This window comes from Bilophila wadsworthia ATCC 49260 (genome assembly GCF_000701705.1).
Classification (GTDB): Bacteria; Desulfobacterota; Desulfovibrionia; order Desulfovibrionales; family Desulfovibrionaceae; genus Bilophila; species Bilophila wadsworthia.
On the sequence record NZ_JNJP01000008.1, the window covers coordinates 78,534 to 91,382 of the forward strand.

Below are 12,849 nucleotides of genomic sequence, written 5' to 3' on the forward strand. Positions count from 1 at the left end.
CCGTCCGGCGGTCAGCCGGAGAAGGAGCCTTTCATGGAACTGGAGAGCGCGACCGGGAAACTCAATGCCTACTTTGACGGGCGCCAGCCGGAGATCATGGGCATGATCGAGCGGCTGGTAAACATGGATTCCTTTTCCGAAGACGGGGAGGACGTGAACAAGGTCGGGGAAACCGTTTCCGGCTGGATGCGGGAGGCGGGATTCCATACGGAAAAGATCGCCAAGCCCGCCATCGACCCCGACGAGAGCTGGATGGAGAAGCTCGGCAACGTGTTTTCCGCCCGTACCCACGAGCGGGAAGCCGGGCCGGGCATCGTTTTTCTGGGGCACATGGACACGGTGTTCCCCGCCGGAACGGCGGCGGCCCGCCCCTTCCGGGTGGAGGGGGGCCGCGCCTACGGCCCCGGCGTGGCCGACATGAAGGCCGGGGTGGTCGCCAACATGTTCGCCGCCCGCGCCTTGAAGGATCTCGGGCTCATCGACGTTCCCATGACGCTCATGTTCTCGCCCGACGAGGAGCTGGGGGCACCCACGGCTACCCGCGTCTACCGTGAGCGGATCAGCGGGGCGCGCGCCGTCATCTGCGCGGAACCGGGGTTCCCGGACGGCGGCGTGACCACCGAGCGCCGGGGCTCGGGGCATTTCCACATGCGGATTTCGGGGATTTCCGCCCATGCCGGGCGCTGCTACGAAGACGGGGCCTCCGCCATTCTGGAGCTGGCACACAAGATCGTGGCCCTCGACGCCTTTGTCGACGCGCAGGCGCAGACCATCGTCAACACCGGGCTCATCAGTGGCGGGAACTCCGCCAATGCCGTGGCCCCGTGGGCGGACGCCCGCATCCATATCACCTTCAATACGGTCGATGCGGCGGAACGGCTTGTGGAGAACGTCCGGGCCGTGGCGGCACGCACCTTTGTGCCCCGGACCACCACGCGGATCAGCGGCGGCATCCGGCTGCACCCGCTGGAATACACGGCGGACGTGGAAACACTGTTCGGCATGGCGGAACGGGCCTGCGCAGCTATGGGCGGCTACACCATCCGGCGCAACCGGGCGCTCGGGGCGTCCGAAGCCGGATTCACCGCCAGCGTGCTGGGCATCCCCTCCATTTGCAGCATGGGCCCCGAAGGGGCGGAACTCCACTCCCCCAGCGAATACCTGTCGGTGGACACCGTGTTGCCGCGCTGCAAGATGATCGCGCTTACCGCCATTCAGGCCGCCCGGGCGTTTCCCTCCACCCGCGTATAGGTTCGCCCATCCGGGTTACCCCGCTTTCCGGGGAGCAGCCCAAGCTGTCCCATGCGGCGGCAGAGCGTGGCAAGGCTGATGCCCGGTTCGCTCGCCGCCGCCTTTTTCCCTTCCGTGTGCCGCCGCTTTCAGGATGGAAGCCTTGAGGCGGAGCATCGCTTCGCTTTCCCCGGTGATGCCGGGGAAACGGCTGCCGCAGGGGTGCTCCGGCAGGGCTTCCACCCTGCGCGCCCGCGTCCGCGCGAACCCGGACATCCGGCTGATCAGCTCGCCTTCTCAGCCTTCATGAGCAATTCCATGCGCCGGTCGTCCGTGAACGCCACAATCTGCGCCACGACCGCGACGTTCCCGCCCTCGGGCACCGGGCCGGTGAAATTCGCCATATCCGTGCAGTCCCCCCGGCCCGGACAGCACGGCAGACCGCATCCTCGCCCGGCGACAGGACCATCGTGCTCTGCCCGCTCCGCAGACTGTACGTGAGCGCGGTGTCCTCGGGCATCTTGCAGCCGCCGCCCGGGTGCGTGCCTGTCCCGCCGGCGCAATAGCCGGCGCTCATGAGCACGATTTCCACATCCAGCAGCTCGGCCAGCGGCGGCAGGCAGTTCCGCACCGCGCTCCAGCGGGCGAGGATCGGTGAATCCGGGGGCAACGGGGGTTCAAGGGGAGATCGAGCCAGCGCGGGATCGAAGTGGAGGCCGTGCGCATACGCTTTTCTCCCAAAAGGCGATCTTGAGAAAACGTCGTTTCTCATTTCTTATATTTTTCTCATCCGTATGAGAAAAATACGGGCGTGAAATGCGAAAAAAGCAGCCGCACCTTTTTTGCCCTTGGAAAACGGCAGGGTAGCGCCCTCAGCGGGTTGGAACGCTTCTTGAAAAGCGGGAGGCATATTGTTTCGCGCCATTTGGAGGAATCATGGATCTGTATGCTTTTTTTCAGAGTGAAGTAAAGCCCACCATCGGCTGCACCGAGCCGGGGGCCGTTGCCTATGCCGCCGCCGTCGCCGCCCGCCACCTTCCCACGCAGCCGGAAGGCATCCGGCTGGAGATGTCCGTAGCCATCTATAAGAACGGGCGTTCCGTGGGCATCCCGGGGACGAACGGCCTGCGGGGGCTGACGCTGGCGTGCGTGCTCGGCGCGCTCGGCGGCAATCCCGACAAGGGGCTGATGGCGCTTGAGGACATCCCGGCGGACACTGTGGAACAGGCGCAGGCCTTCATTGATGCCGGAAAAATGGCGGAAGAGGTCGTACAGGGCACGCCTTCCATGTGGGCGCGGGTGACGCTTTCGGGCGGCGGGCATACCGTCTCCTGCACGGTGGCCCGCAAGCACGACCATGTCGAACGGCTTGTGGCGGACGGGGCGGTCCTCGTCGAGCAGCCGCTGGAAGCGCAAAGCGGCGGCACGGACTGGACGGATGAGCTTACGGCCATGCATTTTGAGGAGCTGTGGAACCTCGCGCTCGGCATCGACGACGCCATCGTGCGGCAGATGCTCGAAGGCGCGCGGATGAACATGGCGATCCTCGACCATGCCGGGACGGAGCAGGCGGGCATCGGAAGCGCCCTTGCGAAGCACAACGGGCACGGCTCGCTGTCGGACAAGATCAAGGAAGTCGCCGGAGCCGCGTCGGATCTGCGGATGAGCGGCGGTGACGTGGCGGTCATGAGCAGCGCGGGTTCGGGGAACCACGGCATCGTGGCGGTCATCCCCGTGGCCATGACGGCCCGCGAGCTTGGCGCGGACGACCGCAAGCTGGCCGAAGCGCTGGCCCTCAGCCATCTGGTGTGCGGCTACATCAAGGCCTATACCGGACGCCTGACCCCCACCTGCGGCTGCGCGGTGGCGGCGGGAGCCGGAGCGGCGGCGGGCATCGTCCGGCTGCACGGCGGAACCCCGCGTCAGGCGGAGCTTGCCGCCATCACCCTTGTGGGGACGCTCCTCGGCATGATCTGCGACGGAGCCAAGGAGTCCTGCGGGCTCAAGGTGAGCAACGCCGCCAGCGAGGCATGGTCAGCCGCCATGCTGGCCCTCGAAAACCGGGGCATCCGCAACACGCAGGGCATCATCAGCCCGGATATCCACGAGCTTGGCATCACCCTGCGGGAATTCAACGAGAAGATTTTCAGCGCCGCGGATTCCGTCATGATCGGATTGATGACCCGCCAGAACAGGAGTGCGGAAATCCGCGCCTGATTCCGGCTCCCAGAAAGCCGGGCCGCCTCCAGCCCGGAATCCCCAAGGCTGCGGATCGGAAACGATCCGTGGCCTTTTGCGTGCGCAAGGCGCGGGAGGCGGGGAACGGTTTTCCGCCTCCCGCGAATAGCCGGCAATTGATGGCCCGTTAGAACGGGGACGCGGAGTGAAGCTCACGTGCCATGCCGGACCGTTGCGTGCTTCGCTGTGGAATACGCGCTCCCAAGCCTTGCTGGAGAAAGGGGCTCAGCGCACGCCCTCGCCCCAGCTCGCGGGCAGGCGGATTTCTTGGCTGACCATCTTCCCCGAGGCCCAGCAGGGCAGCAGCATGCTCTTTTCGCCCGTGCCGCCCGCCACGATGATGGGCATGGAATCGAAAAACGGCTTGTCCACCAGCTCATTCGGATCGGCGATGGCGAACACTTCCTCGGGGACGCCCTTTCTTGCCTCCTTCGCGCCGTGGTACTGCCGGTTCCACTCGCCGAAGGGGATGCGGGCCCGTTCCCGGATGTACTGGCGCATGGCCTCCCGCGTCCAGCCTTCCCGTGCGAGCATCTGCGCGGTGTCCTGCGCGACGAGCAGAATGATGCTCCGGCGGTAGGGCCGGTCGTGTCCGCGCAGCCATGCCGCGATGAGATCCAGATATTCAGGGCGGCTGTAGCCGATGCCCATGATGCCGGAGTACCCCTCCACCGCAGCCACGGTCACCACGTTCCGCTCGGGCAGGAAGCCGTATTCGGTGTGAAAGGACGGCCATGGGCTGGCGTCGGCGTTCTCGGCCAGAAACATGGCGAAATCGCCCGGCTGGCCGAGGGTGGACATGTCGGTGATGCCGGGCCGGCTTCCGCCCACGTTGCTGATGATGAGGTGCAGGGCCCTGCCGATGCAAGCGTTGGCCCGGTTGCCCCTGCCGAAGGTGTTGGTCCCGGCGTTGATGCCGAGCCGCTTGACGATGGGCCCGCTCACGATGACGAGCACGGAGTCGGGGTTGGTCGTGGTGGCTACGCCGCGCAGGTCGAATTCCGGCTGGCTGACGGCTTCCACCGCCGCCACGAGCAAGGGCATGTGCCTCGGCTCGCATCCCGCCATGACGGCGTTGACCGCGATCTTCCCCACTGTGGCCACCCCGTCCAGCGGCGGGAGTGTGGCGATGGGGAAGTCGTCCGGCAGGTCGTATCCGGCGAGCATGGCTTTGACGCGTTCCGGGGTGGGCGGCACGAGCGGCAGCCCGTCGCCCCAGCCCCGGGCGAGGAACAGGGCGTTGAACGCCTCAAGTCCGTCGCCTGCGGCTTCGATGGTTTCGGTGTCCGCGCGGGGGAAGTCCACGGCGGTGCCGGACGATGAGGCGAGGATGGTATCGACATACACGCCGTCCTCGCTCTGCCCCGCCGGATTACAGACCGTGAGGCTTGCCGCCTGCGCCGGAGGCATGAGGAACAACCCCGCCGCGAACAAAAAAGAAAGGATGATGCGCATGACGGTTCCTTCCGAAAGGTTTCTGTGGGCGTTTGTCGAGGCGCGTTTCGGCATCGTCCCCAATGCCCTCAACGGCGCTTCCCACGAGGACGAACCGCTCCGCCCGGACGCCGGGAGCGGTCCCGGATACGCGAAAACGCCCACGGCAAGAGGCGATCCGGGCTGTTGGCGAACGGCTTGCGCACGTTCCGAAAACAGGGCCGGAGCCCCCGTGAAGAGGGCCCCGGCGTTGAGGGTTATTCGGCGATCTTCGCGGAAACGGGCTTCAGGACCTGCGGGAAAGGCACCCAGAACTGGGACTGCTTGCCCGGCCCGCCGGAGACGATCATCTTGATGGATTCCCGCTGGGTGAAGCGGGGGATCAGGGTGTTGGCGTCGTAGGGGCCGAAGGCCTCCGGTGGCACGCAGGTCGCCTTGGTGTAGAACTTGTAGGGGAGGACGGTGTTCTTCACCAGATAGTCCCTGATGGCGTCCTTGGACTTCATGTCCCGGTACATGGTGGCCGCGTGCTCGGGCGAGATGACCAGCACCGCGTAGCTCACGGAATTGCTCCACGCGCTGAGCGGCTTGTTGTAGGGGCTCTTCTCGTCGGGGACGGTGACGGTCAGGCAGCTTGCGATGCCGGAGGCCGATCCGGCGATGCCCGCGCTGAACGTATTCAGCAGATCCTCGCTGGCCACGCTGTCATGATCGATGTTGGCGTTGGCGAGGTAGGACGTGGAGATGGTGACGACGCTGTCGTCGCGGGTAAAGCCCTGCTCCTCGGCGAACGTCTTGTCCCACGGGGTTTCCTTGGCGTTTTCGCAGATGACGTTGGCGACCAGATCGAAGGAACTGCCTTGCGTGCTCTTGTCGAAGTTCGGGGGCACGGAGCCGCCCACCACGTCGCCGACGAGGTTGACGAAGTAGCCGAGGGCGTTGGTCACCGGGTTTTCGCCTCCGGCTGTGCCGGTGCCCGCGTTGAGCTTGAGCTTTTCGACGATGGGGCCGCTGATGACGATCAGGGGGCTCGTGGGCGCGGTGGTGGTGGAGGTGCCGCGCCATGCCGCCTCAGGGGCCTTCATGGCGTCGATCGTGGCGAGCAGCAGGGGCATGTGCTCGGGCTGGGCCCCGGCCATGACGCCGAGGACGGCCACAAGCTCGACAGTCAGCATACCCTGGCGGGGCGGGACGACCCACAGCACTTCGGAGGGGGCGCGCTTGGTGCCCTTGAGCATTTCCCGCACCCGATCAACGGTGGGAGGGATGATGGGAAGCGAAAGCGACCACTTGCGCTTGGCGAACAGCTTGTTCACGTCGGCGTAGGTTCCGGTGAACTTGAAGGTCTTGGCAGGATACGGGGACTCCTGGGCGGCTTCCTTTTCCTTGACGGGCTGCCACTGGGTCGCGGCCTTGACGATGTCGCCGAAGGCGGCGTCGACCTTGGCGTCGACCTGCTCCTTGGGGAGCATACCAATGGGATGCGGCACCGTGACGAAGCACATGTCCGTCAACCCTTGGCTCTTTTGCGTGCCCCGGGCGAGGGTTACGAACTGGTCGGTTACGATTGTCACCGTGGGGACGCCCATCTTTTCGAGATTGCACTGGTCAACTACCAGCCATGAGGTGCAGCTGCCTCAGTCGCATTGGGAGGCGATGACCAGATCCGGCTTCACCGAGGCCACGGCCTTGGCGATGCGTTCGGATTCGGCGGCCGTCCCGGAGATCGCGTTCAGGCTCTTGTCGGTTTCATAGGTCTTGACGATCGTGGCGCTGGGGTACTTCTTCGCCAGCAGCTCGGCCAGACGGTTCAGCACCACGTCGCCGTTGTGCTTGCTGTTCCAGCGCAAGGCGATCGTCTTGCCGTCGAGCGAGGCTATCCGCTTGGCCGGATCGACCGACGCCTTCTCGATGATGCCCGCCGGGTTGACCAGTTCCCACTCCTGCGGCTTCTCCGCCGCCTGCGCCCCCGGAGCCGCGATTGCGGGCATCACGAGGCACGCCGCGGCAGCGGACAGGATCAGTCCTCTGAACGTCCTTTGCATAGTCCTACTCCTTTTCTCTATCTCCGCCCGACCGGCTGCCGGGCTTGACTGGAGCCATTATGAAGAAGCGCTGTAAACCCAGTTTGTGCTTTTTGTAATTTTTACATTCGGGCAATGTAAAGTTTTGTTAAGATACCAGGAACCATCGGACAGCCTCCCGGCGCGGCGGCCCTCCCCCGGCAAGGGGCATTGCCCTGCGGTGAGGCGGGCAAAGGCCCGGATGCGGCGCCTGTCCCGGCGCTGCGCGGGCAGCGCTGGAAGCACACCCGTCATCAAGCAAATCACATTTAATCCATGACGGTTATCCGTCATCACCTGCTCCCGAGACGTGTTTCCGCCCCGGTCAGCGGCCTTCTCCCGCCTCCGCAAGCGCTCCCGCATGGGTTCACCCATGCCTGCACCCACCGCGGGATGCAACCGGGGGCATTCCGGATGTGCCTTTCTTTTCGGGATGATGGCTTTTTCTTCCCTTTTGTTGAGCCATTCCCGTGCCGGACATGACAAACGCCGGGAAAAAGACTAGCGTTTAGCCCATGCCATCCACAGCGTTCCGTACAAGGAGCCCCATATGCCCGGTGACATTGCGATTTCAGGCGTCAGGATTCTCCTCATCGATGACGATCCGGAATTTTGTTCCCTTTTGAACGATTATCTGGAACTGAACTCCATAAGCCTCACCTGCGCCCATGACGGGCAATCCGGCCTCGACATTCTGGACAGGCGCGCCTTCGATCTGATCCTGCTCGACATGTTCCTGCCCGACATCAACGGGCTGGACGTGCTGCGCCGCATCCGGAGGATGCAGTCCCCGCCCGTGGTCATGCTCTCGGCGCACAATGAGGAAACCGACCGCATCATCGCGCTGGAAATCGGCGCGGACGACTATGTGCCCAAGGCGTTTTCCTCTCGGGAACTGCTGGCGCGCATCCGGGCCGTGCTGCGGCGCTGCGCTCCGGAGCAGGAAAGCGCGCCGCCGGAAAAAACGGACGGCAGGGATATCCTCCGCGTGCGCGACCTCACCGTGAACAACCACACCAAGGAAGCCTTCCTTCACGGCGAACCGCTCAACCTGACCGTTTCGGAATTCCAGATCCTCTTCACGCTCATTTCCGAACCGGGAAGCGTCTTTTCCCGCGAGGATCTCCTGCGCATCACCGCCGAACGGGACTTCAACAAATACGACCGCTCCATCGACGTGCACATTTCCTCGCTGCGGCGCAAACTGCGCGAGGACACCGGATCGCCGCAGTATATCCGGACGCTGCGAGGCGTCGGCTATTCCCTCATCCGGTAGCCGGGGAGAGCCATGTTGAAGTCGCTCTACTCCAAAATGCTGGCGTGGCTTCTGCTCAACCTGCTGCTCATCGCGCTGGTGGGCGGCGGGTTCGTTTTCTTCGTGCTGTTCAGCAACACCTACGGGCTCGTGCCTGCCTCGCTGTTCAGCTCCAATGTGGAAAACGTGTTCCGGGTGCTCAGCACCGAGCTGCAATACCGCTCCACGCAGGAATGGAGCGCCATCGTCAAGGCTTACGACAGGCCGGGCCTGCAATTCCATCTGGTCAGCCTCGACGATCCGTGGCTGTACTTCGCCGGGGATTTCGTCCCCCTCGCCATCCTCGAAACGGCCCAGCGCATCCCGCGCACGCCCTTCACCCTCTGCCCCGATCCCTCCAAGGTCTTCAGGGGCAGCGAGGACTACCAGACCGAAACCGGTCTCGCCCCCACCCCTCCGGCCATCTTCGCCCGGCAGGGGAGCCCGACGGGGTATTGGTACGCCCGGACCCTCTTTGTCCCCGACGCCAACCATGAGGCCCATTACCTGCTGCTGGCGGTGGAATCCGACGACTTCACCGGGCAGGGGCTTTTCTTCAACTTCAGGCTGGCGCTGTTTGTGGCGCTCGGGATCATCGGCCTGTCCTGCCTGTGGTGGGCCCCTTTCGTCTGGCACCTTGCGAGGCCCCTCCTGGGCATGGCCGACTATGCCGAACGCATCGCCGCCGAGGGGAATCCGGGCGGCGTCCCGCCCCTGCCCGTCAATGCCGCGCGGCAGGATGAGATAGGCCGCCTGAGCCGGGCGCTCGGCACCATGACCCGCCGCCTGAACCAGCAGATGGCGGGCCAGCGCCAGTTCATCCGGCACATCGCCCACGAGCTCAATACGTCGCTCGGGCACTGCGACCTCGGCCTTGCCGTGCTGGAAAAGAAATCCGAGGGAGAATACCGGGAGCGCGTCCGCCGCGTCATGAGGGAGCTGGACAACCTGACGCAGCTGACCGACGACGTGCTGGAGTTTTTGCGCGCCCAGTCCGCGCCGCAGCCCGCATCCTGTGAGGAAGTGCTCCTCCTGCCCCTGCTCGCGGATCTGCGGCGCAATTTCCCGGCGGATGCGGACATCCGCATGGACATCCCCGAAAATCTCGTGGTCTGGGGGGACAAGGGCTGCATCCGCCGCGCCGTAAGCAACGCCTTGCGCAATGCCGTGACCTACGCGGGCTCCAAAGGGCCCATCCGGGTGCGGATCGGGTTCCGCCCCGTGGACAACGCTGTGCTGCTGCGGGTGGTCGACTCGGGCGACGGCGTGCCCGAAGCCGAGCTCCCTTCGCTGACCGAGCCTTTCTTCCGGGGAGCCGAGGCGCAGCGCAAACATCCGGGCGGCTCGGGCCTCGGGCTGGCCATCATCAGGAACAGCATCGAACAGTGCGGCGGTTCGGTTTTCTGCGCCAACGAGAAGCCGCGCGGGTTCTCCGTGACCATGATCTTTCCGTGCGGGCAGCGGGGCGAATAAGGGACAGCCGGATCTTTGGGGGGAAAGATCCGGCTGTGTTTGAGGGTGGATGGCTATTCGGCTATCTTCTTGGAAACGGGCTTGAACACCTGCGGGAAGGGTACCCAGATCTGGGACTGCTTGCCCGGCCCGCCCGAGACGAAGAACTTGATGGACTCGGTCTTCTTGAAGCGGGGGATGAAGGTGTTTTCGTCATAGGGACCGAAGTCCTTGCCCGGAACGCAGGTTTCCTGCGAGTAGAACTTGTACGGCATGGCCGCCGTTTCCCGCATGAAGTCGCGGGCGGCCCGCTGGTCCGGAAAGTCCTTGGCAATGGTCGCCGCGTGCTCGGGGCACAGGACGATGAACGCGAAGGAAACCTTGTTGTTGATGGCATAGGTGGCATCGTAGTCGGCAAGGCAGGAGGCGAGGCCGGAAGCCGATCCGAGCAGGCCGGTGGACAGGGTGGTCAGGAGGCGCTGGCCGGTCTTGCTGTCATGGTCGATGTTGGCGTTGCCGAGATAGGCGCTGAAATGCGTCACGATGCTGTCGCTCGGCTTGAAGCCCGCTTCTTCGGCGTAGGTCGTCTTCCACGGGTTTTCCTTGGCGTTTTCCGTGAACACCATGGCCACGAGGTCGGCCGAGGAGCCGTGCGTGCTTTTGTCGAAGTTCGGGGGCACGGAGCCGCCCACCACGTCGCCGACGAGGTTGACGAAATAGCCGAGGGCGTTGGTCACCGGGTTTTCGCCTCCGGCGGTGCCGGTGCCGGGGTTGAGCTTCAGCTTTTCGATGATGGGTCCGCTGATGAAGAACACGGGCACGGTGGCGGCGGTGGTGGTCGTCGGGCCGCGCCACGCGGCGACGGGATCGGCCATGGCTTCCACCGTGGCGATGAGCAGCGGCATGTGTTCGGGCTTGGCTCCGGCCATGACGCCGAGGGCGGCGACAAGCTCGACGGTCAACATGCCCTGACGGGGAGGCACGACCCAAAGGACTTCGGCGGGATTGCGCTTGGTGCCCTTGAGCATGGCCGCCACCTTGTCCACGGTGGGCGGGACGATGGGCAGGCTGAGGGACCACTTGCGCTTCTGGAACATGTCGTTCACATCGGCGTAGGTGCCGGAGAACTTGAACCGCTTGGCGGGATAGGGCTTGACCTGGGCGTCTTGCTTTTCCTTGGACGGGGTCCAGGCGGTGGCCGCCTTCACGATGTCGTCAAACGCCGTGTCGACCTTGGCGTTGACTTCTTCCTTGGAGATCATGCCCAGAGGATGGGGGACCGTCACAAAGCACATGTCGGTGAGGCCCTGGCTCTTCTGGGTGCCGCGCGAAAGGGTCAGGAAGGGGTCGGTAACGATGGTGACAGTGGGAATGCCGGACTTTTCAAGATTGGACTGGTCAACTACCAGCCATGAGGTACAGCTGCCTCAGTCGGCCTGTGAGGCGATGACGATGTCGGGCCTCACGCTGGCTACCGCCTTCACGATACGCATGGACTCGTCCTGCGTGGCGGAAATCTTGTTCAGGTTCTGATCGGCCATGTCGCGGTACGTCTTCACGACTTTGGCGGTGGGATACTTCTTGGCCAGCAGTTCGGCAAGGCGGTCGAGCACCAGATCGCCGTTATTCTTGCCGTTCCAGCGCAGGGCGATGGTCTTGCCCTCAAGCGCCGTGATCCGCTTGGCCGGTTCCACGGCGACCTTTTCGATCTCGCCGGTGGGATTGATGAGCTCCCATTCCTGCGGCTGATCGGCTGCCTGCGCCGCCGGTGCCGCACAGAGGGCGGCAGCAGCCGCGAGAGCCATATGCTTCAAATACGTAAGCATAGCTTTCTCCTGGGTTAAAGGTACATTCTTCTGATCCGGCCTGGTGCCGGAGCTCCCTTACAGACTTTGTGATCCCCTGCGCGCCGGAAGGCTAGTCCAGCCCCAGCAGCATGGCCGGGGTCTTCCGGGTAACGGCGTTCAGCACGTCGTCCTTCACCCCGGCCTTGCGCAGCCCGGTGATGAACGTGCGCATCCCGTCGACGGGGTTGGGGTTGAGCGCCTGCCCGAGGTCCGTGCTGATGAACTGCCGATCCGGGGCGAGGGCGATGTACGAGGCGAATTCCTCCATCGTGACCTGCGGCTGTTCCCGGTACCCCGGAATCACCGCATGAGGGCCCTTGAAGTACGGCAGCACGCTGTGTTCCAGATACGCGCCGTTGTCGATACAGGCCTTGGCCTGATCCATCGACAGCTTCCACGGGGCCTGGCTCGCGTGCGTGACGACCGCCTTCTTGACGCCCACTTCCTTGGCCTTGGCGGTGAGCACGACGCATTCGTCGGGAGAGGAGTGCCCCGTGGCGAAAATGATGTCGGCGTCGGCGCAGATTTCCATGACCTTGACGACCTCGGGCAACACCTTCCCCTGCGCGTCGAGCACGGGCACGCCGCCGCCCTTCTTCCGCATGTCGAACGCCGACTGGTAGGTCGGCATCCAGATGCAGCGGCAGTAATGGCCGGTGACCTGCGTAGCCATCTTGGCGGCCTGCACGTTGACCGTGTCGCCGTAGTTCCTGTTGAGCGCGATCCCGCCGAAGACTTCGATGCCGGGCACCGTGGCCCGCAGCAGATAGGCGATGTCGTTGGTGATGAAATCATGGCACTTGTACATGATCCCGCGATAGCCGTTCTGCTTGCACTGCCGGGTCAGCGTCAGCTGGTCGATGCAGCGGGCCCGGACATCGGGATCGGCATGTACGTGCATTTCGATCACGCCGTCGAGATCCTTGTCGATGGGGGGCGTCGCGGCTCCGGCTTCGCCTTCCAACAAGCGGCCAGACACGGCAAGGGCGCCGGTAAGGGCCGCAGCCTTCATGAACTCCCTGCGAGAACTGGGCATCGTATGCTCCTTCTGCTACGGGTTATGGAACACCCTGCCACTACGGCAAGGTTGGCATCCTTGTTCATTTGAAGGCATGATAGGCGGCTAATGTTAACCGGATATGAACTTTACGCCGTCCGATGTAAAAAATTGTTAAGGCACCCTTTACAATCGTTTGGGGGCCGGATGGTGAGCGGGGGAGGAAGATCGAAGGGGGGAGGAGGGGACTTTCTGGAGAAAGTCCCCTCCTCCCCCCTTCGATCTTCCTCCCCC

10 protein-coding genes are annotated in these 12,849 nt (G+C 64.3%); 5 read left to right on the forward strand and 5 right to left on the reverse strand.

Annotation, left to right across the window (positions count from 1 at the left end):
* Window positions 1–33 precede the first annotated feature (33 nt).
* The gene (locus T370_RS0105545) at window positions 34–1,251 is read left to right on the forward strand and encodes a M20/M25/M40 family metallo-hydrolase (RefSeq protein ID WP_005030145.1); all 1,218 of its coding nucleotides are present in this window, start codon (window positions 34–36) and stop codon (window positions 1,249–1,251) included.
* 142 nt (window positions 1,252–1,393) lie between these two features.
* Window positions 1,394–1,540 (forward strand): hypothetical protein, encoded by a 147-nt coding sequence (locus tag T370_RS24825; RefSeq protein ID WP_156034336.1) that lies wholly within the window; start codon window positions 1,394–1,396, stop codon window positions 1,538–1,540.
* Here the strand turns inward: T370_RS24825 and T370_RS24830 are convergent.
* Window positions 1,535–1,900 carry a hypothetical protein gene (locus T370_RS24830; protein WP_156034337.1) on the reverse strand — a complete coding sequence of 122 codons (366 nt, stop codon included), beginning with the start codon at window positions 1,898–1,900 and terminating at the stop codon, window positions 1,535–1,537. The two genes, T370_RS24825 and T370_RS24830, sit on opposite strands and share 6 nt — an antisense overlap.
* Before the next feature lie 266 nt (window positions 1,901–2,166).
* On the opposite strand from T370_RS24830, the gene T370_RS0105560 reads away from it, so the two are divergent.
* Window positions 2,167–3,447 (forward strand): L-cysteine desulfidase family protein, encoded by a 1,281-nt coding sequence (locus T370_RS0105560; protein WP_029435035.1) that lies wholly within the window; start codon window positions 2,167–2,169, stop codon window positions 3,445–3,447.
* Window positions 3,448–3,693: 246 nt separating this feature from the next.
* Here T370_RS0105560 and T370_RS0105565 read toward each other — a convergent pair whose 3' ends face one another.
* The gene (locus T370_RS0105565; RefSeq protein ID WP_051643746.1) at window positions 3,694–4,923 is read right to left on the reverse strand and encodes a hypothetical protein; all 1,230 of its coding nucleotides are present in this window, start codon (window positions 4,921–4,923) and stop codon (window positions 3,694–3,696) included.
* A gap of 236 nt (window positions 4,924–5,159) precedes the next feature.
* Window positions 5,160–6,947: a UGSC family (seleno)protein gene (locus T370_RS0105570; RefSeq protein ID WP_412666812.1), complete on the reverse strand. Its 1,788-nt coding sequence runs from the start codon at window positions 6,945–6,947 to the stop codon at window positions 5,160–5,162.
* A 568-nt stretch (window positions 6,948–7,515) separates the two neighbouring features.
* Here T370_RS0105570 and T370_RS0105580 point away from each other — a divergent pair.
* Window positions 7,516–8,241: a response regulator transcription factor gene (locus T370_RS0105580; RefSeq protein WP_009368989.1), complete on the forward strand. Its 726-nt coding sequence runs from the start codon at window positions 7,516–7,518 to the stop codon at window positions 8,239–8,241.
* 12 nt (window positions 8,242–8,253) lie between these two features.
* Window positions 8,254–9,732, forward strand: coding sequence for a sensor histidine kinase (locus tag T370_RS0105585; protein ID WP_029435038.1), 1,479 nt, complete (start codon window positions 8,254–8,256; stop codon window positions 9,730–9,732).
* A gap of 53 nt (window positions 9,733–9,785) precedes the next feature.
* Here the strand turns inward: T370_RS0105585 and T370_RS0105590 are convergent, their stop codons facing one another.
* Both T370_RS0105590 and T370_RS0105600 read right to left on the reverse strand, forming a co-directional pair.
* Window positions 9,786–11,537, reverse strand: coding sequence for a UGSC family (seleno)protein (locus T370_RS0105590; protein ID WP_279059950.1), 1,752 nt, complete (start codon window positions 11,535–11,537; stop codon window positions 9,786–9,788).
* Between the two features lie 91 nt (window positions 11,538–11,628).
* Entirely contained in the window at window positions 11,629–12,594 is a 966-nt protein-coding gene (locus T370_RS0105600; RefSeq protein ID WP_034505833.1) for a DUF6282 family protein, read from the reverse strand.
* Window positions 12,595–12,849: the final 255 nt, after the last annotated feature.

Bases quoted from the DNA above. Each gene is read 5' to 3' on its own strand.
- T370_RS0105545 (WP_005030145.1), top strand. From the start codon at position 34: ATGGAACTGGAGAGCGCGACCGGGAAACTCAATGCCTACTTTGACGGG.
- T370_RS0105560 (WP_029435035.1), top strand. From the start codon at position 2,167: ATGGATCTGTATGCTTTTTTTCAGAGTGAAGTAAAGCCCACCATCGGC.
- T370_RS0105565 (WP_051643746.1), bottom strand. From the start codon at position 4,923: ATGCGCATCATCCTTTCTTTTTTGTTCGCGGCGGGGTTGTTCCTCATG.
- T370_RS0105580 (WP_009368989.1), top strand. From the start codon at position 7,516: ATGCCCGGTGACATTGCGATTTCAGGCGTCAGGATTCTCCTCATCGAT.
- T370_RS0105585 (WP_029435038.1), top strand. From the start codon at position 8,254: ATGTTGAAGTCGCTCTACTCCAAAATGCTGGCGTGGCTTCTGCTCAAC.
- T370_RS0105600 (WP_034505833.1), bottom strand. From the start codon at position 12,594: ATGCCCAGTTCTCGCAGGGAGTTCATGAAGGCTGCGGCCCTTACCGGC.